At 72.6% G+C, this 25,581-nt stretch carries 25 protein-coding genes; 15 read left to right on the forward strand and 10 right to left on the reverse strand.

The window, feature by feature from the left end; genetic code table 11:
- Nucleotides 1–6: 6 nt before the first annotated feature.
- From HGA03_RS11270 to lpdA, 3 genes are all read right to left on the reverse strand, one after another.
- Complete coding sequence (locus tag HGA03_RS11270; protein ID WP_168630379.1) at nt 7–894, reverse strand: TIGR01777 family oxidoreductase; 888 nt, start codon at nt 892–894, stop codon at nt 7–9.
- A 113-nt stretch (nt 895–1,007) separates the two neighbouring features.
- Entirely contained in the window at nt 1,008–2,753 is a 1,746-nt protein-coding gene (gene sucB, locus HGA03_RS11275) for a 2-oxoglutarate dehydrogenase, E2 component, dihydrolipoamide succinyltransferase (protein ID WP_168630380.1), read from the reverse strand.
- A 25-nt stretch (nt 2,754–2,778) separates the two neighbouring features.
- The gene (gene lpdA / locus HGA03_RS11280; protein WP_239073668.1) at nt 2,779–4,164 is read right to left on the reverse strand and encodes a dihydrolipoyl dehydrogenase; all 1,386 of its coding nucleotides are present in this window, start codon (nt 4,162–4,164) and stop codon (nt 2,779–2,781) included.
- A gap of 189 nt (nt 4,165–4,353) precedes the next feature.
- Between lpdA and HGA03_RS11285 the strand changes: the two genes are divergently transcribed.
- Nucleotides 4,354–4,737, forward strand: coding sequence for an oxidoreductase (locus tag HGA03_RS11285; RefSeq protein WP_168630381.1), 384 nt, complete (start codon nt 4,354–4,356; stop codon nt 4,735–4,737).
- Nucleotides 4,738–4,792: 55 nt separating this feature from the next.
- Here the strand turns inward: HGA03_RS11285 and HGA03_RS11290 are convergent, their stop codons facing one another.
- Nucleotides 4,793–6,292: a leucyl aminopeptidase gene (locus HGA03_RS11290; RefSeq protein ID WP_373307707.1), complete on the reverse strand. Its 1,500-nt coding sequence runs from the start codon at nt 6,290–6,292 to the stop codon at nt 4,793–4,795.
- A 40-nt stretch (nt 6,293–6,332) separates the two neighbouring features.
- Here HGA03_RS11290 and HGA03_RS11295 point away from each other — a divergent pair, with 40 nt between their 5' ends.
- From HGA03_RS11295 to HGA03_RS11310, 4 genes are read left to right on the forward strand one after another with little or no spacing between them, the layout of a single operon-like run.
- Nucleotides 6,333–6,689, forward strand: a complete 357-nt coding sequence (locus HGA03_RS11295) for a hypothetical protein (RefSeq protein WP_168630383.1) — start codon at nt 6,333–6,335, stop codon at nt 6,687–6,689.
- A 3-nt stretch (nt 6,690–6,692) separates the two neighbouring features.
- Nucleotides 6,693–7,100: a hypothetical protein gene (locus tag HGA03_RS11300; protein WP_168630384.1), complete on the forward strand. Its 408-nt coding sequence runs from the start codon at nt 6,693–6,695 to the stop codon at nt 7,098–7,100.
- A 10-nt stretch (nt 7,101–7,110) separates the two neighbouring features.
- Nucleotides 7,111–8,133 (forward strand): quinone-dependent dihydroorotate dehydrogenase, encoded by a 1,023-nt coding sequence (locus HGA03_RS11305; protein WP_168630385.1) that lies wholly within the window; start codon nt 7,111–7,113, stop codon nt 8,131–8,133.
- Complete coding sequence (locus HGA03_RS11310; protein WP_168630386.1) at nt 8,130–8,375, forward strand: hypothetical protein; 246 nt, start codon at nt 8,130–8,132, stop codon at nt 8,373–8,375. Before HGA03_RS11305 ends, HGA03_RS11310 begins: the two co-directional genes overlap by 4 nt.
- A gap of 409 nt (nt 8,376–8,784) precedes the next feature.
- On the opposite strand, the gene yczR is transcribed toward HGA03_RS11310, so the two are convergent.
- Entirely contained in the window at nt 8,785–10,227 is a 1,443-nt protein-coding gene (gene yczR, locus HGA03_RS11315) for a MocR-like transcription factor YczR (protein ID WP_168630387.1), read from the reverse strand.
- 63 nt (nt 10,228–10,290) lie between these two features.
- On the opposite strand from yczR, the gene yczE reads away from it, so the two are divergent.
- Complete coding sequence (gene yczE, locus HGA03_RS11320) at nt 10,291–10,971, forward strand: membrane protein YczE (protein ID WP_168630388.1); 681 nt, start codon at nt 10,291–10,293, stop codon at nt 10,969–10,971.
- Between the two features lie 52 nt (nt 10,972–11,023).
- On the opposite strand, the gene HGA03_RS11325 is transcribed toward yczE, so the two are convergent.
- Both HGA03_RS11325 and HGA03_RS11330 read right to left on the reverse strand, forming a co-directional pair.
- Nucleotides 11,024–12,031, reverse strand: a complete 1,008-nt coding sequence (locus HGA03_RS11325; protein WP_168630389.1) for an aldo/keto reductase family protein — start codon at nt 12,029–12,031, stop codon at nt 11,024–11,026.
- A 40-nt stretch (nt 12,032–12,071) separates the two neighbouring features.
- The gene (locus HGA03_RS11330) at nt 12,072–12,671 is read right to left on the reverse strand and encodes a DUF3043 domain-containing protein (protein WP_168630390.1); all 600 of its coding nucleotides are present in this window, start codon (nt 12,669–12,671) and stop codon (nt 12,072–12,074) included.
- Between the two features lie 32 nt (nt 12,672–12,703).
- On the opposite strand from HGA03_RS11330, the gene HGA03_RS11335 reads away from it, so the two are divergent.
- Nucleotides 12,704–14,083: a dipeptidase gene (locus HGA03_RS11335; RefSeq protein WP_168630391.1), complete on the forward strand. Its 1,380-nt coding sequence runs from the start codon at nt 12,704–12,706 to the stop codon at nt 14,081–14,083.
- A gap of 226 nt (nt 14,084–14,309) precedes the next feature.
- Nucleotides 14,310–15,407 carry a type I restriction endonuclease gene (locus HGA03_RS11340; protein WP_168630392.1) on the forward strand — a complete coding sequence of 366 codons (1,098 nt, stop codon included), beginning with the start codon at nt 14,310–14,312 and terminating at the stop codon, nt 15,405–15,407.
- A 20-nt stretch (nt 15,408–15,427) separates the two neighbouring features.
- Here HGA03_RS11340 and HGA03_RS11345 read toward each other — a convergent pair whose 3' ends face one another.
- Together HGA03_RS11345 and nadA are read right to left on the reverse strand one after the other, a co-directional pair.
- Nucleotides 15,428–16,027, reverse strand: coding sequence for a DJ-1/PfpI family protein (locus HGA03_RS11345; RefSeq protein WP_168630393.1), 600 nt, complete (start codon nt 16,025–16,027; stop codon nt 15,428–15,430).
- 16 nt (nt 16,028–16,043) lie between these two features.
- Nucleotides 16,044–17,246, reverse strand: coding sequence for a quinolinate synthase NadA (gene nadA, locus HGA03_RS11350; RefSeq protein ID WP_168630394.1), 1,203 nt, complete (start codon nt 17,244–17,246; stop codon nt 16,044–16,046).
- A gap of 53 nt (nt 17,247–17,299) precedes the next feature.
- Here nadA and HGA03_RS11355 point away from each other — a divergent pair, with 53 nt between their 5' ends.
- Both HGA03_RS11355 and erpA read left to right on the forward strand, forming a co-directional pair.
- The gene (locus HGA03_RS11355) at nt 17,300–18,520 is read left to right on the forward strand and encodes a glycerate kinase (RefSeq protein ID WP_168630395.1); all 1,221 of its coding nucleotides are present in this window, start codon (nt 17,300–17,302) and stop codon (nt 18,518–18,520) included.
- A gap of 126 nt (nt 18,521–18,646) precedes the next feature.
- Nucleotides 18,647–18,997, forward strand: coding sequence for an iron-sulfur cluster insertion protein ErpA (erpA, locus tag HGA03_RS11360; RefSeq protein ID WP_168630396.1), 351 nt, complete (start codon nt 18,647–18,649; stop codon nt 18,995–18,997).
- Between the two features lie 60 nt (nt 18,998–19,057).
- Here the strand turns inward: erpA and HGA03_RS11365 are convergent, their stop codons facing one another.
- Nucleotides 19,058–20,224, reverse strand: coding sequence for a cysteine desulfurase family protein (locus HGA03_RS11365; RefSeq protein ID WP_308439771.1), 1,167 nt, complete (start codon nt 20,222–20,224; stop codon nt 19,058–19,060).
- A gap of 258 nt (nt 20,225–20,482) precedes the next feature.
- Here HGA03_RS11365 and ctaC point away from each other — a divergent pair, with 258 nt between their 5' ends.
- The 5 genes from ctaC (at nt 20,483) to HGA03_RS11390 (ending at nt 25,581) form a co-directional block, all read left to right on the forward strand.
- A complete protein-coding gene (ctaC, locus tag HGA03_RS11370) occupies nt 20,483–21,316 on the forward strand; it encodes an aa3-type cytochrome oxidase subunit II (RefSeq protein ID WP_444542210.1) in 834 nt (277 codons plus the stop codon).
- The gene (ctaD, locus tag HGA03_RS11375; RefSeq protein WP_168630398.1) at nt 21,316–23,136 is read left to right on the forward strand and encodes an aa3-type cytochrome oxidase subunit I; all 1,821 of its coding nucleotides are present in this window, start codon (nt 21,316–21,318) and stop codon (nt 23,134–23,136) included. Before ctaC ends, ctaD begins: the two co-directional genes overlap by 1 nt.
- 65 nt (nt 23,137–23,201) lie before the next feature.
- Entirely contained in the window at nt 23,202–23,600 is a 399-nt protein-coding gene (locus HGA03_RS11380) for a cytochrome c oxidase subunit 4 (protein ID WP_168630513.1), read from the forward strand.
- A gap of 72 nt (nt 23,601–23,672) precedes the next feature.
- The gene (locus HGA03_RS11385; RefSeq protein ID WP_203767577.1) at nt 23,673–24,329 is read left to right on the forward strand and encodes a hypothetical protein; all 657 of its coding nucleotides are present in this window, start codon (nt 23,673–23,675) and stop codon (nt 24,327–24,329) included.
- Between the two features lie 352 nt (nt 24,330–24,681).
- Complete coding sequence (locus tag HGA03_RS11390) at nt 24,682–25,581, forward strand: patatin-like phospholipase family protein (protein WP_168630399.1); 900 nt, start codon at nt 24,682–24,684, stop codon at nt 25,579–25,581.

Consider the following 25,581-nt stretch of genomic DNA (forward strand, 5'->3'; position numbering starts at 1 on the left):
GGCCCCTCAGCCGAGGATGGCCCGGGCCGCCGAGCCCAGGTCCCGGTGCCGGTGCACGAAGCCGCACGAGTCCAGCACGGCGGGCACGATCCGCTGTGACGCCAGGATCTCGTCGGCGAACTCCCCGAGCACCAGGCGCAACGCGAAACCCGGCACCGGCAGCACCGCCGGGCGATGCAACTCGGCCGCCAGTGCCCGGATCACCTCGACGCTGCGCGCCGGGTCGGCGACCAGGTTGACCGGCCCGGCGACCGGGACGTCCATCAGGTGCCGGATCGCCCGGACCTCGTCGGTGAGCGTGATCCAGGCCCAGTAGTTGCGCCCGGAGCCCAGCGGTCCGCCCAGCCCCAACCGGAGCAGCGGCAGCAACGGCCCGAGCGCACCGCCACCCGGGGTCAGCACGATGCCGGTGCGCAGGAACGCCACCCGGATCCGCGGATCGGCCACCGCCGGGGACGCCGCGTCCTCCCAGGCCCGGACCACCCCGGCCAGGAAGGTGTCGCCGCGGGCACTGTCCTCGGTCAGCACCTCCTCGCCGCGGTCGCCGTAGGCGCCACTCGCCGACCCCTGGAGCAGCACCGGCGGCGGAGCGTCCATCCCGGCCATGGTCCGGGCCAGCAGGGCGGTGCCGGTGGTCCGGGAGGACAGCACCACCTGCTTGCGCGCGGTGGTCAGCCGCTTGTCGCCCACGCCGGCGCCGGCCACGTTGACCACCACATCCGCCCCGGCCAGTGCGCCGGGGTCCAGCTCGCCGCGGTCCGGGTCCCAGCGCCGCTCGTCCGGGGCGCCGGGGGAGCGGCGCACCAGGCGCACCACCTCGGCGCCCTCGGAGCGCAGCAGTTCGGTCAACGCCGACCCGATCAGTCCGCTCGATCCCGCGATCACGACCCGCATGCCTCCGACCCTAGGCGGCCGTGCCCGGTCCCGCCCGGGCCGGGCCATGGATGCACCGCGGCCCCCGGCAGCACGGGGGCTGCCGGGGGCCGCGGGTGGGCGTCAGACGCTGATCAGAGGCCGACCTCGGCCTCGAACGCGCCCTCCTCGATCCGCTGCTTCACGGTCATCAGGTACCGGGAGGCGTCCGCACCGTCCACCAGGCGGTGGTCGTAGGACAGGGCCAGGTAGCACATCGACCGGATGGCGATCACCTCGGCGCCGTCGGCGTCCTTGACCACGACCGGGCGCTTGACGATGGTGCCGGTGCCCAGGATGGCGGAGGTGCCACCCGGGACGATCGGGGTGTCGAAGAGCGCCCCGCCGGAGCCGGTGTTCGTCACGGTGAAGGTCGCGCCGGACAGCTCGTCCGGGGTGACCTTGTTGGCCCGGGTGCGACCGGCCAGGTCGTTGATCTTGCGGGCGATCCCGGCCAGGTTGAGGTCACCGGCGTCCCGGATCACCGGCACGACCAGGCCGCGCTCGGTGTCCACCGCGATGCCGACGTTCTCGGTCCCGTGGTAGGTGATCTCCTTGCCCTCCAGCACACCGTTGATCTTGGGGTGCACCTTGAGCGCCTCGATCGCCGCCTCGACGAAGAACGGCAGGAAGGTGAGGTTGACCCCCTCGCGGGCCTTGAACGACTCCTTGGCCGCCGCACGCAGCCGGGCGACCTTGGTGACGTCCACCTCCACCACGGTGGTGAGCTGCGCCTGCGAGTGCAGGGCGTCCACCATCCGCTCGGCGATCACCTGGCGCAGACGGCTGGCCTTCTCGGTGGTGCCGCGCAGCGGGGAGGGCTCGACCGACTTGGCCGGAGCCGCCGCCGCGGGTGCCGCCGGAGCAGCCGCCGGAGCCGGGGCCTGGGCCTGCTGGGCCTTCGCCGCCTCCGCCTTGGCGGCCGCCTCCAGGACGTCCTCCTTGCGGATCCGGCCGCCGACGCCGGTGCCGGTCAGGCTGGACACGTCCACGCCCTTCTCGGCGGCCAGCTTGCGGACCAGCGGGGTGAGGTAGGAGCCACCGGCCTGCGGCTTCGGGGCCTCGGCCTGCTGAGCCGGAGCCGGAGCCTGGGCCTGGGCCTGCGGAGCCGGCACCGGGGCCGGGGTGGGCTGGGACTGCGGAGCCTGCTCCGGGGCGGCGACCTGCGGGGCGGCCTCGGTGGCGGCGGGCTGGGCGTTGTCGTTCGACGCCGGGGCGGCCGAACCGGAACCGATCACGGCCAGCGGGGCGCCGACCTCGGCGGTCTCGTCCTCACCCACCAGGATCTGCAGCAGGGTGCCGGCGAACGGCGAGGGCACCTCGGTGTCCACCTTGTCGGTGGAGATCTCCAGCAGCGGCTCGTCGACCTCGACGCTGTCGCCGACGTTCTTCAGCCAGCGGGTGACGGTGCCCTCGGTGACGGACTCGCCGAGCGCGGGCAGGGTGACCTGCTCGCCCGCGGAGTCGCCGGCGGGGGCGGACTGCTGGGGCGCCTCGGCGGCGGGCTGCTCGGCGGGGGCCTCCTGCGCGGGAGCCTCCTGGGCCGGGGCCTCCTGCTGCGCGGGAGCCTCCTGGGCCGGGGCCTCGGAGGAACCGGCACCGCTGCCATCGCCGATCACGGCCAGGACGGCGCCGACCTCGACGGTCTCGTCCTCCTGCACCAGGATCTGCTCCAGCACGCCCGCGAAGGGCGAGGGGACCTCGGTGTCCACCTTGTCGGTGGAGATCTCCAGCAGCGGCTCGTCGACGGCGACGGTGTCACCGACGTTCTTCAGCCAGCGGGTGACGGTGCCCTCGGTGACGGACTCGCCGAGCGCGGGAAGCTGCACGTTGTCGGACATGACCTCGTGTCTCCTTCGTATCTGGTCAGTTGTGGGCGTGCAGCGGCTTGCCGGCCAGCGCCAGGTGCGCCTCGCCGAGAGCCTCGTTCTGCGTGGGGTGGGCGTGGATCAGGGCGGCGACGTCCTCGGGGTAGGCCTCCCAGTTCACGATCAGCTGGCCTTCGCCGATCAACTCGCCGACCCGGGCGCCGATCATGTGCACGCCGATCACCGGGCCGTCCTTCTCCCGCACCAGCTTGATGAAGCCGGTGGTGGCGAGGATCTGGCTCTTGCCGTTGCCGCCGAGGTTGTACTCGAGGGTCTCGACGTTCTCCGCGCCGTACTGCTCCTTGGCCTTGGCCTCGGTGAGGCCGACCGAGGCGACCTCGGGGTCGGAGTAGGTGACGCGCGGGATGCCGGACTCGACGATCGGGGCCGGGTTCAGGCCGGCGATCTCCTCGGCGACGAAGATGCCCTGGGCGAAGCCGCGGTGCGCGAGCTGCAGGCCGGGGACGATGTCGCCCACGGCGTAGATGTTGCCGACACCGGTGTGCAGCCGCTCGTCGGTGATGACGAAGCCGCGGTCCAGGGTCAGGCCCTGCTCCTCGTAACCCAGGCCGGAGGTCGACGGGCCACGGCCGACCGCCACCAGCAGCAGGTCGGCGTCGAAGGTCTTGCCGTCCTCCAGGGTGACGTGCACGCCGTCGTCGTTCTGGGTCACGCCGGAGAACCGGACGCCCAGGTTGAAGTTGATCCCGCGCTTGCGGAAGGCGCGCTCGAAGGCCTTGGACAGCGCCTCGTCCTCGTTCGGGACCAGGTGCGGCAGCGCCTCGATGATCGTGACGTCGGCGCCGAAGGACTTCCAGACCGAGGCGAACTCGGAGCCGATCACGCCGCCGCCGAGGATAATCGCCGACTTCGGCACCCAGTCCAGCGTCAGCGCCTGGTCGGAGGTGATCACCCGGCCGCCGATCTCCAGACCGGGCAGCGTGCGGGCGTAGGAGCCGGTGCCGAGCACGATGTGCTTGCCGGTGACGCGCTCGCCGTTCACCTCGACGGTGTCCGGGCCGACCAGCTTGCCGTAGCCCTCGATCACGGTGATCTTGCGGGACTTGATCAGCCCCTGCAGACCCTTGTAGAGGCGGCCGATCACCGAGTCCTTGTACTCGTTGACGCCGTTCATGTCGATGCCGGTGAGCTCGGTGTGCACGCCGAAGTGCGCACCCTCACGGGCGTTGTCGGCCAGCTCGGCCGCGTGCAGCAGGGCCTTGGTCGGGATGCAGCCCTTGTGGAGGCAGGTCCCGCCGACCTTGTCGGCCTCGATGAGGGCGACGCTCAGGCCGAGCTGGGCACCGCGGAGCGCGGCCGCGTAGCCGCCACTCCCTCCGCCCAGGACGACGATGTCGAAAGCGGACCCGGTCGTGTCGGACACGTGGTGGCTCCTTGAAGTGACGTCGGTGTGGTGAGTCGCCGCCCATCTTGGCATCTTCATCTAGGCCGGACGACCCAGATCACGGGATTGGTGGTGTGATTCTCGGTACAGACATCCCATGTTTTCGCCACTCGCGCACCAGGGTGACGTTCAGCCCACTCCCAGGTGAGCCCGGTTACCCTGACCGGCATGGGTCTGTTCTCCCGCCGTCGCGCCCGCCGTGACGACGCCACCGCCACCGGTGCCGCCGAGCCCACCGGCCGCGCCGCGCAGCAGGCGACCGTCGAGCACCTCGCCGAGTTCGTGCGCACCCGGGTGGGCGTCGAGGCGTACCTGGAACCGCAGACCAACGTCACCCAGACCACGCTGATGCTGATCGCCACCGACGGGGAGTGGACCCGGCGCCGGGTGCCGGACGCGAAGGCCGGCGCCGAGGTCGCCCGCAAGCTCGGCATCCCGCTGTACGACGTGCAGCGCACCGGCTACCCGCAGCGGATGCGGGACTGGAACACCCGGCAGCGGATCCAGCGCGAGCGTGCCGCCCGGGAACGCGCCGCGCGCCGCGACGGCTGAGCCCGGACACGACGAAGGCCACCGACCCGCGGGGTCGGTGGCCTTCGTCATCGGCTCACTTGCCGGCCGCGCGGCCCTCGATCAGGGTCAGCAGCGTCCGCACGCCCACGCCGGTGCCGCCGACCGGGGTGTACCCGAACGGCGCCTTCTCGTTGTAGGCCGGACCGGCGATGTCCAGGTGCGCCCACGGCGTCGACCCGACGAACTCCTGCAGGAAGATCCCCGCGGTCAGCATCCCGCCGAACCGGTCGGCGACATTCGCGAGGTCCGCGACCTTGGACTTCAGTCCCGCGCGCAGGTCCTGCGGCAGCGGCATCGGCCAGAACTGCTCGCCGGAGGCGCCGGCCGAGGCGACCACCTCCTCGCGCACCGGGTCGGTGCCCATCACCGCGGACACCCGCGGGCCGAGGGCGACCAGCTGCGCACCGGTCAGGGTGGCGATGTCCAGGACGACGTCCGGCTTCTCCTCCACCGCGGCGACCAGGCCGTCCGCCATCACCAGGCGGCCCTCGGCGTCGGTGTTCAGCACCTCGACGGTCTTGCCACCGCGGATGGTCAGCACGTCGGAGGGACGCTGGGCGCTGCCGGATGGCATGTTCTCGGCCAGGCAGAGCCAGCCGGTCACGGCGACCGGGAGCTCGAGCCGGGCGGCGGCCAGCACGGTGTGCAGCACGGCGGCGGCGCCGGCCATGTCGGACTTCATCGCCTCCATCCCGGCGGCCGGCTTGATCGAGATGCCGCCGGAGTCGAAGGTGATGCCCTTGCCCACCAGGGCGACCTTGGCCTTCGGGCGGGACGGGCTGTAGGCGACCTTGACCAGACGGGGCGGACGGACCGACCCCTGCCCGACGCCCACCAGGCCGCCGTAGCCGCCCGCCGCGAGCTGCTTCTCGTCCAGGACGGTGAGCTTCACGCCCTTGGCGCCGGAATCCTTCACCGCGGCCTTGGCGGCGTCGGCGAAGGCGGCCGGGAACAGGTCGTTCGGGGCGGCGTTCACCAGGTCGCGCACGCCGTGCACCGCGCCGGCCAGCACCTCGGCCCGGGCCAGGGCGGCGACGGCGGCCTTGTCCTTGGCCCGCGGGGTGACGATCTCGATCGACGACACCGGGGCGGTCGCCTCGCCGGTGCGGTACCGGGTGTAGTCGTACGCGCCGAACAGCGCACCCTCGGCGACCGCGGCGACCTGACCGGCGTCGGCGGCCGGCAGCACCACGGCCACCGACTGCACGCCGGACAGCTCGCGCAGGGCGGCACCGGCGGCGCGGCGGAGCGTCTCGGGCTCCGGGGTCGCACCGTCCTCCAGCCGGCCCACGCCGGTGAGCACGACCAGCTTGGCCTTCAGGCCGGTGGCCGGGACGCTGCGCACCTGGTCGGCCGCGCCGGTCACGCCCAGCGGGGTGGCCAGGTCGGTCAGGGCCGCGGCCAGGTCGGCGGGCAGCCAGTCGGCGGCCAGCAGCCGGGGTGGGCGGCCCTCGCCGGTCTGGGCGACCGCGACGACCAGGGCGTCGGCGGACAGGCGGGTGGGGTTCGCGGAGGTCAACGTCACTCGGGGCACGGGCCCAACCCTAGTCGCCATGCGGGTACCGTCGACCCCCGTGACGCCGCCACTCACCGTTCTGGTCGCCCTGGCCGCCGCCGCCCTCGGGCTCTGGGCCGCCTGGTTCGCCCTCCGGGACCGCGCCGTGATCCTGCGCCAGCTCTGGGGCGGGGCGGTGGTCGAGGGCCTGATGGTGATCCAGGCCGTGGTCGCCGGAGTGCAGCACGCCACCGGCACGGTGCCCGCCGAGCCGGCAGTGTTCTGGAGCTACGTCGTCACCCAGCTCGTCCTGCTGCCCGCCGCCGCGCTCTGGGCCTTCGCCGAGCGCAGCCGCTGGTCCTCGGTGGTGCTGCTGATCGCGGCGGCCGCAGTGGCCTTCCTGCAGCTCCGCCTCGCCCAGACCTGGGGGAACTGACCCATGAGCACACCGATCGCCACCGGCCCGGGCCGGGTGCTGGTCGCCGTCTACGGCCTGTTCGCGCTGGCCGCCACCGCCCGCGGGGTGAGCCAGTTGATCCGCGAGTTCGACGCCGCGCCGCTGGCCTACAGCCTGTCCGCCTTCGCCGGGGTGGTGTACATCGTGGCCACCCTCGCGCTGGCGAAGGACTGGCGGCCGGTGGCCTGGGCGGCGGTGGGCGTCGAGCTGGCCGGCGTCCTGACCGTCGGCCTGCTCACCGTGATCGATGCCGCCGACTTCCCGGACGCCACCGTGTGGTCGCTGTTCGGCCGGGACTACGGCTTCGTGCCGTTGATCCTGCCGTTCCTGGGCCTGGCCTGGCTGTGGCGCACCGGGCGGTCCCGCGAGCAGGTCCCGGCGACCGACTAGGTTGGGGGCCGTGTACGGCCTCCTGTTCCGCCTGGTCTTCGTCCGCCTCGATCCCGAACAGGCCCATCACCGGGCCTTCGCGCTGATCCGGCTCGCCGCCCGCATCCCGGTGCTCCGCGGCGTGATCCGGTCGGTGCTGTCGATCCCGGACTCCGGACGGGTGCGCGTGCTCGGCCGGACCTTCCCCTCCGCCTTCGGCGTCGCCGCGGGCTTCGACAAGGACGCGGTCGGGGTGCCCGGGCTGACCATGCTCGGCTTCGGCTTCGTCGAGATCGGCACCGTGACCGCCGAGCCGCAGCCCGGCAACGAGCCGCCCCGGCTGTGGCGGATGGTCGACCAGCAGGCGCTGCGCAACCGGATGGGCTTCAACAACCAGGGGTCGGTGGCGGTCGCCCGCACGCTGGCCAAGCTGCGCAGCACGCCGTCCGGACGGGCCGCGGTGGTCGGCGTCAACATCGGCAAGACCAAGGTCACCCCGGTCGAGGACGCCGCCGCCGACTACGCCACCTCCGCCGAGCGCCTGGCGCCCTACGCCGACTACCTGGTGGTCAACGTCTCCTCCCCGAACACCCCCGGCCTGCGTGACCTGCAGTCGGTGGCCTCGCTGCGCCCGGTGCTGGAGGCCACCCGCGCCGCCGCCGACCGGGCCACCGCCGCGGCCGGCCGTTCCCGGGTGCCGCTGCTGGTCAAGATCGCCCCGGACCTGGCCGACGAGGACGTCGACGCGGTCGCCGATCTGGCGCTGGAACTGGGCCTGGACGGCGTGGTGGCGGTGAACACCACCATCGCGCACGACCTCGGCCCGGGCGGGTTCTCCGGTCCGCCGCTGCTGGACCGCGGGCTGGCCGTGGTGCGGCGGCTGCGGGACCGGCTCGGCCCGGACCCGGTGATCATCGGGGTCGGCGGGATCAGCACCGGTGCCGACGCCCGGGCCTACCGGGAGGCCGGCGCCACCCTGGTGCAGGGCTACACCGGCTTCATCTACCGCGGTCCGTTCTGGGCCGCCCGGATCGCCCGGGAGCTGGCGGCATGACCGATCTGCGACCGTCCTGGACCTGGCAGTTCACCGACGCGGCCGGCCACGAGCTGGACCGGCCGGCCTCGCCGTCGTTCACCGAGCGCTTCGACGCCGAGGAGTGGCTGGGCGTGCACTGGCGGGCGCTGCGCGACCAGGGCGCCGGCCGCGCGGTGCTCCGGCACGCGGGATCGGCGGTGGCGCCGGTGCACGACCTGGGGGCAGTGCCGGAGCGGATGACCTTCCGGGCCGCGGACTGAACCTCCGGGCCGACGACTGACCTCCCGGGCCGACGACTGACTGCGAGGGCAGCCGTGCCGCCCGTCCCCGTCTCGCCGAGAGTGCACGAATGCACGCCTCCCGGCCCAGGAGGCGTGCATTCGTGCACTCTCGATGAGGAAGACGGGCCCCAGGGAGGGGCGTGGACGCGCGGAGCACGGAGCTGGGCGGACCGTGGGCGTGGAGCGCGGCCGAGGGCGCAGTTCACGGTGGTCGAACGAGCCGAGGGCCGACGCGAACTACGCCCTCGGCGGGCGCTGGGGCTCAGGTCGAGAGCAGGCAGCGGGGCTCGGCGGGTAAGCGTCGGTTCCGCCGGCTCGAACCCAGCGCACCCACCGCTAGACGAACCAGAGGGCGACCTTCCGGGCCGAGGACTGACCGGCCACCGCCTCAGACGGTGACCCCCCGGTCCGGCACCGCCGCGGGCACCACCCCGCCGGTCAGCGCCGACCAGGCCAGCGCCAGCCCGTCCACCGCGCGCTCCAGCACCTCCGGCGGGGCGGTGAACGGCAGCCGCAGCCGGTCCTCCAGCCCGCCGTCCACCCCGAACGCCGGGCCGGGCGCCACCCGCACCCCGTGCGCCAGCGCCAGGGCACTCAGCGCCGAGGACACCGGCGCGCCCAGGTCCACCCACAAGCACTGCCCGCCGCGGGGCACGGTGAACCGCCACTGCGGCAACCGTTCGCCGAGCAGCCGCACCAGCAGGTCCCGGCCGGCGCGGAGCTGATCCACCCGGCCCGGCACCGCACCCGGCCCGGCGGCCAGCAGCTCCGCGGCGATCAGCTGGTCCAGCACCGGCGTGCCCAGATCGGCGCTGCGCCGGGCCAGCGCCAGCCGGGTGGTCAACTCCGCCGGACCGCGCAGCCAGCCGACCCGCAGCCCACCCCAGTGCGACTTGGACATCGAACCGATCGCCAGCACCCGCGGGTTGCGCCCGTCGCCGGCCCAGGACTCCGGCGGCGGGCCGTCCAGGGTCAGATCGGTCAGCACCTCGTCCCCGGCGATCACCGTGCCGGTCCGCCGGGCCAGCTCCCGCACCGCGGCCCGCTCCGGCCCGGACAGGCAACCACCGGTGGGGTTCTGGTGGTCCGGGATCAGGTACACCAGCCGGGGCGCGACCTGCCGCAGGGTGGACTCCAGCAGATCCAGGTCGGTGCCCTCCGGTCCGGTCGGCACCGGCACCGCCCGGGCACCCGCCGCCCGCACCGCGTCCAGGGCGTGCACATAGGTCGGTTGCTCCACCACCACCCGGTCGCCCGGACCGGCCTGGGTGCGGGTGAGCAGGGCGATCGCGTGCTGGGCGCCGGTGGTGACCAGGATCTGCTCCGGCGTGGTGGGGGTGCCGCGGTCGGTGTAGCGGCGGGCGATCACCTCGCGCAGCTCCGGCAGACCGTGCGGGTGGTACCCGAGTCCGGCGTGGGCGGGCAACCGGTCCAGGGCGGCGAGGGCGGCGGCGTGCAGCTCGGGCGGGGCGGCGGAGGCGGCGATGGACAGATCCGCGATCCCCGCATCCCCGACGCCGTCCGGTACCGGGGCGGAGCGGGCGCGGCGCGGGAGGGCGGTCACCGTGCCGGCGCCCTGGCGGCTGAGCAGGAAGCCCTCCGCGCGCAGGGTGTCGTAGGCGGCGGTCACCGTGGTGCGGGAGACCGCGAGGGCGGTGGCCAGTTCGCGCTCCGCGGGCAGCCGGGTCGCCAGCGGCAGGGACCCGGCCAGCACCGCCCGGCGCAGGGCATCCGAGAGTGCGGCGTGCGCAGGTCCGGGCCGTCGCCAACTGCCGAGTACGGTGGCGGTCCGGGCGCCGGAGATCCTGCGGTCGGCGGTGAGTCGAGCCATGCAGGCCACTGTTGCGCAATTGGCTATCGAAGTGAAGGCCATTCGACCCGGAAGATCGCGTGCATGACTGAATCCCGGCGCCTCGGACGCCGACTCCCGCAGCTGTTCCTCGGGCTGGTGCTCTACGCGCTGTCCATCGCGATGGTGGTGCACCCGGCACTCGGCTCCATGCCCTGGGACGTGCTCAGCCAGGGGCTCGCCCGCCAGCTGCACTGGTCGCTGGGCACCGCGGTCCTGGTCAGCAGCGTCGTCGTGCTGCTGTGCTGGATCCCGCTACGGCAGCGCCCCGGGTTCGGCACGGTGGCCAACGTCCTGGTGATCGGACTGATGACCGACCCGTTCGTCGCGCTGCTCGACCGGCTGCCCACCGACCTACCCCTGGTGGCCCGGGCCGGGATCATGGTCGCCGGCATCGGCCTCAACGGACTCGCGGGTGCGCTGTACATCGGGTCCCGGTTGGGCCCGGGCCCCCGCGACGGCCTGATGACCGGGCTGGTGGCGCGCACCGGTGGCCGGGTGGCGCTGATCCGTGGCGGCATCGAGCTGACCGTGGTGCTGATCGGCTGGGCGCTCGGCGGCACGGTCGGCGTCGGCACCGTGCTGTACGCGGTCGCGATCGGGCCGATCCTGGGCTGGCTGATGCCGCGGTTCGCGGTGCCGCTGCCGGGGGATACCGAACCCGCCGGGCAGGAGGCCGCGCAGGGGCGCCAGGGCGAGGCACCGGCGGAGGTCGCACCGGCCTGACCCCAGGCATGACGGAGGCCCCGACCGCACGCGGCCGGGGCCTCCGGAGCACTCAGCGCGAGGCGGGCGAGCTCTTCGCCGTCTCGGCCGGGTCGGTGATCACCGCGTCGCCCAGGATGTCGTCGATCCGGGTCATCAGCTCGGCCGGGATCGTGACCCCGGCGGCCTTGACGTTCTCGGTGACCTGCTCCGGGCGGGAGGCGCCGATGATCGCCGCCGCCACGTTCCGGTTCTGCAGCACCCAGGCGACCGCCAGCTGCGCCAGCGACAGGTCGAGCTCCTGGGCCACCGGCTTGAGCTGCTGCACCCGCTCCAGCACGTTCGGCCGGTCCAGGAAGGTCTTGATCGTGCGCGCGCCGCCCTTCTCGTCCGTGGCGCGCGAGCCCTCGGGCAGCGGCTGGCCCGGCAGGTACTTGCCGGTCAGCACGCCCTGGGCGACCGGGGACCAGACGATCTGGGACAGGCCGAGCTCCTCGGAGGCCGGGACGACCTCGGCCTCGATCACCCGCCACAGCGCGGAGTACTGCGGCTGGTTGGACACCAACTGGAAGCCCAGCTCCTTGGCCAGCGCCGCGCCGGCCCGGATCTGGTCGGCGGTCCACTCGCTGACGCCGATGTACAGCGCCTTGCCCTGGCGGACCACGTCCGCGAAGGCCTGCATGGTCTCCTCCAGCGGCGTCGCGTGGTCGTAGCGGTGCGCCTGGTAGAGGTCGACGTAGTCGGTCTGCAGCCGGGTCAACGAGCCGTCGATCGACTCCATGATGTGCTTGCGGGACAGACCGGTGTCGTTCGGGCCCTTGGGGCCGGTCGGCCAGTAGACCTTGGTGAAGATCTCCAGGCTCTGGCGGCGCTCACCCTTGAGCGCCTCGCCCAGCACGGACTCCGCGACGGTGTTCGCGTAGACGTCCGCGGTGTCGAAGGAGGTGATGCCGGCGTCCAGGGCGGCGCGCACACACGCGGTGGCGGCGTCGTTCTCGACCTGGGAGCCGTGGGTCAGCCAGTTGCCGTAGGTGATCTCGGAGATCTTGAGGCCGGAGCGGCCGAGGTGACGGAATTCCATGCTGACCAGCCTAGGACCTCCCGCCGACACTCACACGAGGTCAGCTCGGCCACTCGCCGTGCTTGTTCTGCGGCTTGGGCAGCCGGGCACGCCGGATCTGGAACACCCGGGTGATCGCGTACATCATCGTGCCGCGCACGATCGCGTCCGGGCCGTACTTCTCGATCAGCTTCTTCTTCAGCCGGCGCCACATGATCACCGAGTCGGCCACCATCGCCAGGATGAAGACGTACAGCGCGATCAGCGCCAGGAACGCCGCCTGGGTGCTGATCGCGGACAGGCCGATGTTGGCCAGCAACACCACGATCGCGATCGGCAGGAACAGCTCGCCCAGGTTCCAGCGCGCGTCCACGTACAGCCGGACGTAACGCCGCACCGGGCCCTTGTCCTTGGCGGGCAGGTAGCGCTCGTCGCCGGACTGCATCGCCTGGTACTGCTTCTCCCGCTCGATCCGCTGGGCGGCGCGCGCGTCCTTGGCGGCGGCCTTGCGGTCGGCGGGCACCAGGGGACGACGATTGGCCGCCTCGGCCTGCTTGCGGGTCGGGGTCGGCCGGCCCTTGCCGGCCTGCGTCTCGATCACCGCCGGGGTCTCCTCGACCGCGGGCTGGCTGGCGTCGTTGTCCTTGCTGCGTCCGAACACCCCTCCAGGGTAGTCGAGTAGCGTGGCGACCCGTGACAGCCTCCGACCCCACTCATGTCCCCGATGTCGCCGCACTCCGGGAGCGCGTGCAGCAGATCTGGCCCGGCGTCCGCTCAGACCTGGAGGATCTGGTCCGGATCCCCAGCGTCTCGAACAGTGACTTCGACCAGGCGCACGTCGCCGCCAGCGCCCGGGCCGTCGCCGACCTGCTGACCGGCGCCGGGATGCCCGAGGTGCAGATCCTGTCGGTGGACCGCCCGGACGGGTCCCCCGGTGCCCCCGCGGTGGTGGCCCGCCGCCCCGCCCCGGCGGGTGCGCCGACGGTGCTGCTCTACGCCCACCACGACGTGCAGCCGCCCGGCGCCGACACGGACTGGGACACCCCGCCCTTCGAGCCCACCGAGTCCGGCGGTCGCCTGTTCGGCCGCGGCGCGGCGGACGACAAGGCCGGTGTGGTCGCCCACCTCGGTGCGCTCCGGACGCTGGCCGACGACCTGCGGGTGGGGGTGACCGTGTTCGTCGAGGGCGAGGAGGAGGTCGGTTCGCCGTCCTTCACCACCTTCCTGCACACCCACCGGGACCTGCTGGCCGCCGACGTGATCGTGGTCGCCGACTCCTCGAACTGGCGGGTGGGCGTGCCCGGCCTGACCACCTCGCTGCGCGGACTGGTCGACCTGGACGTCGAGGTCGCCGTGCTGGACCACGCCATCCACTCCGGCATGTTCGGCGGTCCGGTGATCGACGCGGTCACCCTGTTGTCCCGGCTGATCGCCACCCTGCACGACGACCGCGGTGACGTCGCCGTGGCCGGGCTGCACCACGCCGCCGACCCGGCCGTCGACTACGACGAGGACGCCTTCCGCGCGGACGCCGGGGTGCTCGACGGCGTGCAGCTGGCCGGCACCGGCCCGATCAGCTCCCGGCTGTGGACCAAGCCGACCATCGCCGTGATCGGCCTGGACGCCCCCCGGGTCGCCACCGCCTCCAACACGATCACCCCGAAGGCGACCGCGAAGCTGTCGATGCGCATCGCCCCCGGTCAGGACCCGCAGGCCGCACTGGAGGCACTGCGCAGCCACCTGATCGACCACGCCCCGTTCGGCGCCCGGGTCACCGTGCGCGACGGCGAACTCGGCAAGGCGTTCCAGGCCCCCGCCGACTCCGAGGCGATGCGCGCCGCCCGCCAGGCGTTCTCGGACGCCTGGGGCACCGACCCGGTCGACATCGGCATCGGCGGGTCGATCCCGTTCATCGCCGACCTGCTGGAGGTCTTCCCGGACGCCGCGATCCTGGTCACCGGCGTCGAGGACCCCGACTCCCGGGCCCACGGGGCGAACGAGTCGGTGCACCTGGGCGAGCTGCAGAAGGTCGTGCTGGCGGAGGCGCTGCTGCTGGCCCGGCTCGCGCACTGACACCACGCTGCTGCGAACGGCCCGCCCCGACTGCCGGGGCGGGCCGTTCGGGTGCTCGGGCGCTGTCGCAATAGGGCGATATCGGCGACAGATTCCGGTTGCTCACGAAATGGTGAATGGTCGGAATGTCCCTATGAATGTGGCGCGCAGCCCCGGAAGCCCTCGCATCCGCGCTCCCCACCGTGGCACGATCTGGGACGTAGCCAGACCGTAGAAAGGACCGGGCATGGAGCTCGCGGAGCGACTGGCGTCCCTCGCCAGCAAGGTGGAACAGCAGAAGTCGTCGATCGGCACGGAGGAGGCGACCAAGAACGCCTTCGTCATGCCGTTCATCTCGCTGGTGCTGGGATACGACGTGTTCAATCCGCAGGAGGTCGTGCCGGAGTTCACCGCCGATGTCGGCGTGAAGAAGGGCGAGAAGATCGACTACGCCATCGTCAAGGATGGCGAGGTGCAGATTCTGGTGGAGTGCAAGACGGTCGGTTCCCCGCTCAGTCTCGAGCACGCCTCACAGCTGTTCCGCTACTTCGCCACCACCAACGCCCGGATCGCGATCCTGACCAACGGCGAGCGTTACCACTTCTTCACTGATCTGGATCGCCCGAACCGGATGGATGACAAGCCGTTCCTCCAGCTCGATCTCACCGATCTCGACCCGTCGGTGATCCCCGAGGTCGAGAAGATGGGCAAGGAGCTGTTCGATCTCGACTCGATCCTCAACGCCGCCGAGGAACTGAAGTACGTCGGCGCCATCAAGCGGGTGCTCGCGACCCAGTTCCGTGAACCGGACGACGACTGGGTGCGGGTGCTCATCTCCCGGGTCTACGAGGGGCCGATCACGCAGCGGGTGCGTGAGCAGTTCGGGCCGCTCGCGCGCAAGGCGGCCAAGCAGTTCCTCTCGGATCAGGTCAATGAGCGGCTGAAGACCGCGCTGGGCTCGCAGAACGGCTTCGATGCGTCGGCCGACGCGATGACCGGCGAGGCGGCCGCGGAGGAGAGCCTGGCGGAGGCGGAGGAGAGCGCCCACGACAAGGGTGTCGTGACGACGCTCGAGGAGATCGAGGCGTTCCAGATCATCCGAGCGATCGCCTGCAGTGAGGTCGCACCCGGGCGGATCGTGGCCCGCGACACCAAGTCGTACTGCGGGGTGCTGGTGGACGACAACAACCGCAAGCCGGTGGCGCGGCTGCATTTCAACAGCTCGCAGAGGTACCTCGGGCTCCTGGACGCCGACAAGAACGAGACCAGGCACGCGATCGGTTCGCTCGAGGAGATCTACCAGTACGCCGATCAGATCCGTGAGGCCGTCAACCGCTACGCCTAGCCCGCAGGACCCGGCCTCGGCTACACCGGCGGGGCCGGGTCGTACTGGATCGCGCGGCGGACGTCGCGGGCGGCGGCGGGGGACTCCAGGCGGGCGACCAGGTGCAGGGCCATGTCGATCCCGGCCGAGACGCCGGCGGAGGTGACCACGTCGCCGTCGTCGACGAACCGGGCCTCGGTGTCGATCAGCACGCTGGCGTCCAGGGCGGCGAGTTCGTCGAAGGCGCGCCAGTGGGTGGTCGCGGGGCGGCCGGCCAGCAGCCCGGCGGCGGCGAACGGGAGCGCGCCGGTGCAGACCGAGGCCATCAGCGGGGTGGTCGGGCGCAGTCCGCGCAGCCAGGCCAGGTGGGTGGGGTCCTCGGCCAGTCGCCGGGTGCCCTGGCCGCCGGGATGGATCAGCACGTGCAGGTCGCCGGCCTCGTCGGCCGAGGTGTCCGGGAGCAGTCGCAGGCCCTTGGCCGCGCGGACACCGGCGCCGTCGGGGGAGAAGATCAGCACCTCGGGCCGCAGCGGTGACATCGCGGCCCAGGCGGCGAGCACCTCGTAGGGGCCGACCAGGTCGAGCTCCTCCACGTCGTCGAAGGCGAACAGGCCGATCCGCAGCGGGTGTCCGGTGCCCATGTGTGCTCCCAGCTGGTCAGAGTCCCGGCAGTGCCAGCATCTGGTCCAGGGCGACCCGGGCCCAGTGCGCGTCGTCGGCGTCCACCACGATCCGGTTGACCATCCGGCCCTCGGCCAGCGACTCCATCGCCCAGACCAGGTGTGGCAGGTCGATCCGGTTCATGGTGGAGCAGAAGCAGACGGTGTCGTCCAGGTAGCTGATCCGCTTGTCCGGGTGGGCAGCGGCCAGCCGGCGGACCAGGTTGAGCTCGGTGCCGATCGCCCAGGCGGAGCCCGGCTCGGCGGCGTCCAGCGCCTTGATGATGTACTCGGTCGAGCCGACCAGATCGGCGCCGGTGACCACCTCGTGCTTGCACTCGGGGTGCACGAGCACGGTGACGTCCGGCACGGCGGCGCGTACGTCGACCAGGTTCTGCGCGGAGAACCGGCCGTGTACCGAGCAGTGCCCGCGCCAGAGGATCATCCGGGCGTCGCGCAGTTGCTGGGTGGTCAGGCCACCGTTCGGCTTGCGCGGGTCGAAGACGACGCACGCCTCCAGCGGGATGCCGAGCTGCAGCACCGCGGTGTTCCGGCCCAGGTGCTGGTCCGGCATGAACAGGACCTTGCCGGTGCCGTCGACGCCACCGACCCGGTCGAACGCCCAGCGCAGGGCGACCTGGGCGTTGGAGGAGGTGCAGACGGTGCCGCCGTGCCGGCCGGTGAACGCCTTGATCGCGGCGGTGGAGTTCATGTAGGTCACCGGGACGGTGTCCTCGGCGATGCCGGCCTCGACCAGCACGTCCCAGGCGTCCTCGACCTGGTCGATCGCGGCCATGTCGGCCATCGAGCAGCCCGCCGCCAGGTCCGGCAGCACGACCTGCTGGGCGTCGGAGGTCAGGATGTCGGCCGACTCGGCCATGAAGTGCACGCCGCAGAACAGGATGAACTCGGCCTCGGGCCGGGCAGCCGCCTCGCGGGCGAGTTTGAACGAGTCGCCGGTGACGTCGGCGAAGTCGATCACCTCGTCGCGCTGGTAGTGGTGCCCGAGCACGAAGGCCCGGTCGCCGAGGGCGGCACGGGCGGCGCGGGCGCGATCGACCAGGTCCGGGTCGCTGGCGGCGGGCAGAGCGCCGGAGCATTCGACGCCCCGCTCGGAGGCGAGGTCGGTTCCCTGGCCGAGCAGGAGCAGCGCCGAGGAACGCGGCTCGGCGAACGTCGCGGGCTGAGTGAGCAGGGTCACCGGCCGATCATCCCATAGCGCCCGGCTCGGGTGGCACGTGCCACGATCAGCGGGTGCATGTCCTGGTGAGCCCCGGTCGCTTCGACCGCCCGACGACCTCCGCCCCCGGTGCGCCCGGCCCGGCCGGCTGGCCCGCGATGAGTGCGCCGGAGGTGGCCCGGGCGATCGCGGACGGCTGGCACGACACCCGGCCGGACGACCGGGTGGACCTGCTGCCGTTGGGGGATGGCGGGCCCGGCCTGATCGATGTGCTCCGGCCGGTGCGCGGCGGGGAGCTGGTCGCGGCGACCGTGCCGGATGCCGGGGGCGTGCCGGTGCCGGGGGCGGTGCTGGTGCTGACCGAGGACTCCGGTGCCCGGACGGCGTGGGTCGACGGGTCGCTGGCGCTGGCCGGGTCGGCGCCGGTGGCCGGGTCGTCGACCGCGGGGCTGGGCGAACTGGTGCGCGCGGCGCTGGCGACCGAGGCGGAGCGGATCGTGGTCGGCACCGGCCCTCGCCGGGTGACCGCGCACGACGGCGGCTGGGGGCTGCTGCGGGCACTGCTGGGCGGCGACGGGCTGCCGGAGTCCCCGCCCGTGCAGGCCCCGCCGGGATTCGCCGAGCGGCTGGCCGGGCTGATCGCGGAGCTGCGCGGCCGGGACCTGGTGCTGCTCGGCCACCACGACCTGCCGCTGCTCGGGCTGAACGGGGCGAGCGCGGCGCTGGTGGACGCCGGGCGGGCCGGGGCGGAGGAGTCCCAGGCCGTCGAGCGCCGGATGGCCGACCTGGTGGCGATGCTGACCGCCGCCGCGGGGCCCGGCCGCCGGGACTTGCTCGCCACCGGGCACGGCCATGACCACGGGATCCTCCCGGCGGCGACCGCGACCCGGCCGGGCGTGACCCCCGGTTCCGGTGCCGGCGGCGGGGCGGCCTTCGCCCTCGGGCTGCTCGGCGCCCGGCGGGTGGACGGTGCGGCGTGGGTGGCGGACGCCGTGCGGCTGGCCGACCGGGTGGCCGAGGTGGACCTGGTGGTGACCGGCGCCGGGGTGCTGGACGCCACCGCGCTGGAGGAGGGCGTGCTCCCCGCGGTCAGCGCCGCCGCCCTGCCGCTGGGCATTCCGTTGATCGCCCTGGCCGCCGAGTTGCGCACCGGCCGGCGGGACTGGGGGGCGGCCGGGGTGGCCGGCGCCTTCGGGGTGATCGAGTCGCCGGAGCAGCTGGCCGGCTGGCAGGCGGGCCCGGCGACGGCGCTGCGGGCCCGGATCCCCCGAGTGGCGCGCACCTGGTCCCGCTGACGCGCGGAGCCGGGTCGTAGAGTGGGAACACATCACGCGGGCCCGCTGTTGACCCGGTGTGACCGTGACGGTCCAGGGCCGAGCCGCGCCCCGGGACCGCCGACCGGACCAGACACGGGAGAGACGATGAGCGAGACCACCGAGACCGCGACGCACGGTGTCGTACTGACCGACGTCGCCGCCGGGAAGGTGCGCAGCCTGCTGGAGCAGGAGGGCCGTGACGACCTGCGGCTGCGCATCGCCGTGCAGCCGGGTGGCTGTTCCGGCCTGATCTACCAGCTGTACTTCGACGAGCGGGTGCTCGACGGTGACGCGCTGCGCGACTTCGACGGGGTCGAGGTGGTCGTGGACCGGATGAGCGTGCCGTACCTGGAGGGCGCGACGATCGACTTCGCGGACACGATCGAGAAGCAGGGCTTCACGATCGACAACCCGAACGCCGGTTCGTCCTGCGCCTGCGGCGGCTCGTTCAGCTGATCCCGGCCAGAAGCCCCGGACCGTCCCCTGTGCGGCCCGGGGCTTCGTCGTGTCCGGCGGTCAGATCCCGGCGTCCTGCCGGATCCGGGCGATCGCCCCGGGCAGGACGTCGCAGAACCGTTCGATGTCGTCCGGGGCGGTGTCCGGCGGCAGGGTGAGCCGGACGTTCCCCTGGGTCAGCGCCCCCATCGCGGCCAGCACGTGACTGGGCTGGCCGGTGGCCGAGGTGCAGGCCGACCCGGAGGCCACCGCGAAGCCCTCCCGGTCCAGGGCGGTCACCACGGCCTCGCCGTCCACGTACAGGCAGGAGAAGGTCAGCACGTGCGGCAACCGGTCCGCGGGCTCGGCCGGGCCGGCGACCATCGTCATCGGCACCTCGGCGGCCACCCGCTGGCGGACGGTGGACACCAGAGATGGGTCGGGTGTGCGGCGGGCGGCCAGTTGCAGCGCCACCGCGGCGGCCAGGGCGGTCGGCACCGACACCCCGCCCGGGAACCAGCGCTCGCCGTCCTCCACCGGTCCGACCGGCGAGCGGCGCACCGCGGTGCGGGTGACCAGCACCGCCACGCCGGGCAGCGCGCCGACGTCCGCCGGGTCCAGGGTGAGCAGGTCCCAGTCCGGCCCGATCGGTGCATGGCCGAAGGAACTGCCCGCGTCCACCAGTAGCGGCACCCCGGCCTCCCGGGCGGCGGCGTGGGCCTCGGCCACCGGCTGGAGGGTTCCGACCTCGCCGTTGGCGTGCTGGACGGCGGCCAGGGCGACGCCGGGCGCGGCCACCGCGGCGCGGAAAGCCTCGACGTCGAGCCGACCGTCCCGGTCCACGGGAACCGTGTGCCGTTCCCCGGCGAAGTCGGCCGCATCCAGCAGGGCCATCCGCTCCACCGCGGAGGTCACGATCCCGGCCCCGACCCGGCGCCGGCCCTGGGCCACGGTCCGGACCGCCGAGTGCAGTGCGGCGGTGTGCGAGGGGGCCAGGGCGACCTCCTCGGTGCGGGCGCCGACCAGTCCGGCGATGGCCTCCCGGGCGCCGTCCAGCAGGGCCCGGGCGCGGCGGCCCTCGGTGTGCAGCCGGCGCGGGTCCGCCCACCCCTCGTCCAAGGCCGCCAGGAACGCGCTGCGGACCTCGGGCGGCACCGGAGCATGCCCGGCGGAGTCGAGCATCACGCGGGGCGGGATGGTGGGAACGGCCGGCGGGGTGGTGGGAACGGCCGGCGGGGTGGTGGGCACAGGCGGAACGGTAGTCCGCGCGGCGCGCCGAGTGATTCAGATGACACTTCGTCATCTCGTTGCGTCGAAACGGCCGGATCGGGTCACGACGAGCCGTTTCGCGCGCTACGCTGCACAGGATCGAGAGGACAAAGGTCCTAGGAAGATCTCCGACGGTGCCGGCGCGGCGATGCGCCCGCCTGGCGGGGATCCGAGAGTGGAAGGCCCCCGGTGCGCTCGCAGACCCCCCGCAGCACCTCGTCTCGCAGGTGGACCCGACTGGCCGTCGCGGGAGTCGCGTCAGCCGTCATGCTCGCCCTCGCCGGTTGCTCGCCGGAGGTGAGCCGCGGCTGGCTCCCCGGCGACTCCGAGAACGAGATCACGAACCAGACCGGCCGGATCACCAACCTCTGGGTCGGCTCCTGGGTCGCCGCGCTGATCGTCGGCGTCATCGTCTGGGGCCTGATCATCTGGTGCGTCGCGGTCTACCGGAAGCGCAAGGACGACGACCAGCTCCCGGTGCAGCTCCGGTACCACGTGCCGCTGGAGATCATGTACGTGATCCTGCCGATCATCATGGTCGGGGTGCTGTTCTACTACACGGCCCGCGACATGACCGAGATCCAGGACACCACCGCCGAGCCCGACCTCACCGTGCAGGTGATCGGCAAGCAGTGGAGCTGGGACTTCAACTACGTGGACGAGGACGTCTACGACACCGGCGAGCACGCCCAGGACGTGGGGGAGACCGGCACGCTGGCCGAGCAGCCCACGCTGTACCTGCCGGTGGGCCAGCGGGTCGAGTTCGTCCTGGACTCCCGTGACGTCATCCACTCGTTCTGGGTGCCCGCATTCCTGTACAAGCAGGACATGATCCCGGGCCGCACCAACACCTTCCAGGTGGTGCCCCAGGTCGAGGGCGAGTACGTGGGCAAGTGCGCCGAGCTGTGCGGCGAGGAGCACTCGTCCATGCTGTTCAACGTGAAGGTCGTCTCCGTCGAGGAGTACGAGCAGCACATCGAGGACCTGCGCGACGCCGGTCAGGACGGGCAGATCGGGCTGGAGTACAACCGGCTCCAGGACGCCCGCGTCACCGGCGAGGGAGAGAACTGATGGCGACCGCCGAGCACGTCGAGATCGTTCCCGGTCTCGAACCCCGCAAGCAGCACTGGGGCCGGACCGTGGTCAAGTGGATCACCTCCACCGACCACAAGACGATCGGGTACATGTACCTGATCACGGCGTTCATCTGGTTCTGCCTGGGCGGGATCATGGCGCTGCTGATCCGGGCCGAGCTGTTCGAGCCCGGCATCCAGATCGTGCAGAGCAAGGAGCAGTACAACCAGCTCTTCACGATGCACGGCACGATCATGCTGCTGCTGTTCGCGACCCCGCTGTTCGCGGCCTTCGCGAACATCATCATGCCGCTGCAGATCGGCGCCCCGGATGTCGCCTTCCCGCGGCTGAACGCCTTTTCCTACTGGCTGTACCTGTTCGGCGGCCTGATCGCCGCGGCCGGGTTCCTCACCCCGCAGGGTGCGGCGTCCTTCGGCTGGTTCGCCTACGCGCCGCTGTCGAACTCGGTGTACTCCCCGGGCGCCGGCGGTGACCTGTGGGTGTTCGGCCTCGCGCTGACCGGTTTCGGCACCATCCTCGGTGCGGTCAACTTCATCACCACGATCGTCACCATGCGCGCGCCGGGCATGACCATGTTCCGGATGCCGATCTTCACCTGGAACACCCTGATCACCAGCCTGCTGGTGCTGATGGCCTTCCCGCCGCTGGCCGCGGCGCTGTTCGCGCTCGGCGCCGACCGGCGACTGGGCGCGCAGGTGTTCAACCCGGAGAACGGCGGCGCCATCCTCTGGCAGCACCTGTTCTGGTTCTTCGGCCACCCCGAGGTGTACATCATCGCGCTGCCGTTCTTCGGCATCGCGACCGAGATCCTGCCGGTGTTCAGCCGTAAGCCGGTGTTCGGCTACAAGGGCCTGGTGTACGCGACCATCGCGATCGCCGCGCTGTCCGTGACGGTGTGGGCGCACCACATGTACGTCACCGGTGCCGTGCTGCTGCCGTTCTTCGCGCTGATGACCATGCTGATCGCGGTGCCGACCGGGGTGAAGTTCTTCAACTGGATCGGCACGATGTGGCGAGGGAAACTCACCTTCGAGACACCGATGCTGTGGACGATCGGCTTCCTGACCACCTTCCTGTTCGGCGGCCTGACCGGTGTGATCCTGTCCAGCCCGGCACTGGACTTCCAGGTCTCGGACACGTACTTCGTGGTGGCGCACTTCCACTACGTGGTGTTCGGCACCGTGGTGTTCATGATGTTCGGTGGCCTGTACTTCTGGTGGCCGAAGTTCACCGGCAAGATGCTGGACGAGCGCCTGGGCAAGCTGCACTTCTGGCTGCTGTTCATCGGCTTCCACATGACGTTCCTGATCCAGCACTGGCTGGGTGTGATCGGCATGCCCCGCCGGTACGCGGACTATTCGCCGGAGGACGGCTTCACCTGGATGAACCAGGTCTCCACCGTCGGCTCGATGATCCTGGCCGTCTCCACGCTGCCGTTCTTCTGGAACGTGTACAAGACCTGGCGCAGTGCCCCGAAGGTCACCGTCGACGACCCGTGGGGTTACGGCGCCTCGCTGGAGTGGGCGACCTCCTGCCCGCCGCCGCGGCACAACTTCACCACGCTGCCGCGGATCCGGTCCGAGCGCCCGGCCTTCGACCTGCACCACCCCGAGGTCGCCGCGATGGACCATGTCGAGCCCGAGCCCGGGTTCTTCGACTGGGAGTCCGAGCGGACCGGGGAGCAGGGCGTGGCCCGCGAGCGGGTCGAGCACGGTGGCGGTGAGCCGGAGCAGTCCAGCGCCACGATCGTCGACGACCGTCCCCGTACCGACGACGACGAGGAGCCGACGCGATGAGCACGTTCCGCGAGCCCGGTGGCCGTCCGTCCGAGCAGGGCGCGTCCACCCGCAAGCCGAATGCGATGAAGGTGGAGCCCTGGCTTTTCCTGGGCGGGATCCTGTTCTTCATCCCGATCGGGCTGGTCTACGCCTGGTGGTCCGGCGGCGAGCCGGTCGGCACCGTGGGCATCCCGCTGGTCGGCGGCCTGGTCGGCATGATCGGCGGCTACCTGTTCCTGGTGGCCCGCCGGATCGACCCGCGCCCGGAGGACGACCCGGAGGCGCTGATCGCCGAGGGCGCCGGCGACCAGGGTGTGTACAGCCCGTGGTCCTGGTGGCCGATCACCATCGCCGCCGCCGGCGCGCTGGTGTTCACCGGTGCGGCGATCGGGTGGTGGATCGCGTACATCGGGGTCGCACTCGGCGTCATCGGCCTGGTCGGCTGGGTGTTCGAGTTCTCCCGCGGGCAGCACGCGCACTGATCTCACTCGACTCGGGGGCGGTTCCACTCAGGTGGGGCCGCCCCTGAGTCGTGCCGCGCTACGGTCGCGGCCATGCGTGGACGTCGGTGGGGATGGATCGCCGGGCTGCTGGTGGCGGTCGTGGCGCTGGTCGCGGTGGGTATCCTGGTCGGCACCCGCGAGGAGGAGCCCACGGCGCTGAAGCCGGTGGTGTACCTCTACCCGGAGCGGACGACGACGGTGACCGTGGGCCTGACCGCGCACGGGGGAGTGTCCTTCGCGTACCCGGCGCTGCGGGACGGCCGGTGGCAGGTCGACGCGGAGCCGGATGGCACCCTGACCGACGCGCGCGGACGGCAGTACCCGTCCCTGTTCTGGGAGGGCCCCTCCGCGCTGGTGCCGGACATGTCGACCGGCTCGGTTGTGCGGGCGGAGGCGGTGGTGCCCTTCCTGGAGCGGACCCTGGCCGAGCTCGGGCTCACCGACCGCGAGGCGGCGGAGTTCATCACGTTCTGGGCGCCCCGACTGAGCGCGGAGCCGGTCGTGCTGATCCACTTCGACACCGAGGCCGCGGTGGAGGCGCTGGCGGAGCTGGACGTGGATCCGGTTCCGGACAGCGTGATCCGGGTGTTCATGAGCTATCGGCCCGTCGAGGACCCCGACGCCGTGCAGGTGCGGCCGCAGACGTTCACCACTCCCGACCGTCACGGCTTCGTCCTCGTCGAGTGGGGCGGCCAGCAGCTCCCCTGACGGTCCGCCGAGATGACCGATGTCGGCGCTCGGCGGCCCGGGGAGCGTCGATGTCGGTCAGCTCGACGCGGGCCGAGCAGGGGCCTGGTCGGCTGGGTGTTGGAGTTCTCCCGCGGGCAGCACGCGCACTGGCCCGCCCACACGGCAGAGGCCGGGTACCCCAGGTGGATGCCCGGCCTTTTCCGTGCGCGGCACGACTGCGGTGGGTGTACCGTCGTGCCGCCGTACCGACCGGAGGAGGTGAGCCCGTTGTCCGCACGATCCGTCACGGGTGCCACCCGCCGGGGGCTGCGACCGCGCCACTGAGCCGGTCCGGCACGCCGGGAGCGCCCGCCCTCGAGAGGCGACTTCCATGCGCATCATTTCTCCTACCCGTGCCCTGATCCTGGGCGGCGGTGGTTCCACCGGTCAGGCCTGGTTGGCCGGGATCCTCGGCGGGCTGGCCGAGGCCGGTCTCGACGTCACGCACGCTGACCTGACCGTGGGCACCTCGGCCGGGTCCACCGCCGCGGCCCAGCTCACCGCGGTGGGCCCGGCGGAGCTGCTGGCCGGGGCGCTGACGCCGGTGCCGGACCGGCCCCGGGGGCGACCGCGACCCGGCACCGCGGAGCATCTGGACCGGACCCGCCGGATCATCGAGGACTCGGCCGACGCGGCGGACATGCGGCGGCGACTGGGGGCGGCTGCGCTGGCCCTGGCGGGCGTGGCGCCGCTGGCGGCCCTGGCCGGGGGCACGCCGTCGTCGGGCGCTGACCGGTGGCGCGCCACGGTGGCGGCCCGGCTGCCCGGTGCTGCCTGGCCGGAGGATCGGCGGTTGCTGATCACCGCCGTGGACGCGGGTACCGGTGAGCCGGTGGTGCTGGACCGGGGCAGCGGGGTCGACCTGGTGGACGCGGTGGCGGCCAGTTGCTCCAGCGGTGCGGCCTATCCGGTGGGGGACCGGTGGTGCATCGACGGGGGCTATCGCCGGAACGAGAATGCCGACCTGGCCGCGGGGTACGGGCGGGTGCTGGTGCTGTCGCCGTTCGGCGGCCGGTCCCGGACACCGGCGGCGTGGGGGTTGCAGCTCGCCGCGCAGGTGGAGGGGCTGCGGGCCGGGGGTAGCCGGGTCGAGGTGGTCGGGCCCACCGAGCAGGACACGCACCTGTTCGGGGTCCGGTCGATGGACCTGTCGCTGCGGCCGGCGGCGGCTCGGGCGGGGGCGGCGCAGGGGCGGGCGCTGGCGGACCGGGTGGGGGAGTTTTGGGCCTGA

The sequence above is a fragment of the Cellulomonas denverensis genome (assembly GCF_012396125.1).
Taxonomy (GTDB): Bacteria; Actinomycetota; Actinomycetes; order Actinomycetales; family Cellulomonadaceae; genus Cellulomonas; species Cellulomonas denverensis.

Coding starts and splice junctions, on each gene's coding strand:
- sucB (WP_168630380.1), bottom strand. CDS start 2,753: ATGTCCGACAACGTGCAGCTTCCCGCGCTCGGCGAGTCCGTCACCGAG.
- HGA03_RS11340 (WP_168630392.1), top strand. CDS start 14,310: ATGGAGCTCGCGGAGCGACTGGCGTCCCTCGCCAGCAAGGTGGAACAG.
- HGA03_RS11270 (WP_168630379.1), bottom strand. CDS start 894: ATGCGGGTCGTGATCGCGGGATCGAGCGGACTGATCGGGTCGGCGTTG.
- HGA03_RS11390 (WP_168630399.1), top strand. CDS start 24,682: ATGCGCATCATTTCTCCTACCCGTGCCCTGATCCTGGGCGGCGGTGGT.
- ctaD (WP_168630398.1), top strand. CDS start 21,316: ATGGCGACCGCCGAGCACGTCGAGATCGTTCCCGGTCTCGAACCCCGC.
- erpA (WP_168630396.1), top strand. CDS start 18,647: ATGAGCGAGACCACCGAGACCGCGACGCACGGTGTCGTACTGACCGAC.
- yczR (WP_168630387.1), bottom strand. CDS start 10,227: ATGGCTCGACTCACCGCCGACCGCAGGATCTCCGGCGCCCGGACCGCC.
- HGA03_RS11325 (WP_168630389.1), bottom strand. CDS start 12,031: ATGGAATTCCGTCACCTCGGCCGCTCCGGCCTCAAGATCTCCGAGATC.
- HGA03_RS11285 (WP_168630381.1), top strand. CDS start 4,354: ATGGGTCTGTTCTCCCGCCGTCGCGCCCGCCGTGACGACGCCACCGCC.
- HGA03_RS11385 (WP_203767577.1), top strand. CDS start 23,673: ATGCGTGGACGTCGGTGGGGATGGATCGCCGGGCTGCTGGTGGCGGTC.
- HGA03_RS11310 (WP_168630386.1), top strand. CDS start 8,130: ATGACCGATCTGCGACCGTCCTGGACCTGGCAGTTCACCGACGCGGCC.
- HGA03_RS11380 (WP_168630513.1), top strand. CDS start 23,202: ATGAAGGTGGAGCCCTGGCTTTTCCTGGGCGGGATCCTGTTCTTCATC.
- yczE (WP_168630388.1), top strand. CDS start 10,291: ATGACTGAATCCCGGCGCCTCGGACGCCGACTCCCGCAGCTGTTCCTC.
- HGA03_RS11300 (WP_168630384.1), top strand. CDS start 6,693: ATGAGCACACCGATCGCCACCGGCCCGGGCCGGGTGCTGGTCGCCGTC.
- HGA03_RS11345 (WP_168630393.1), bottom strand. CDS start 16,027: ATGGGCACCGGACACCCGCTGCGGATCGGCCTGTTCGCCTTCGACGAC.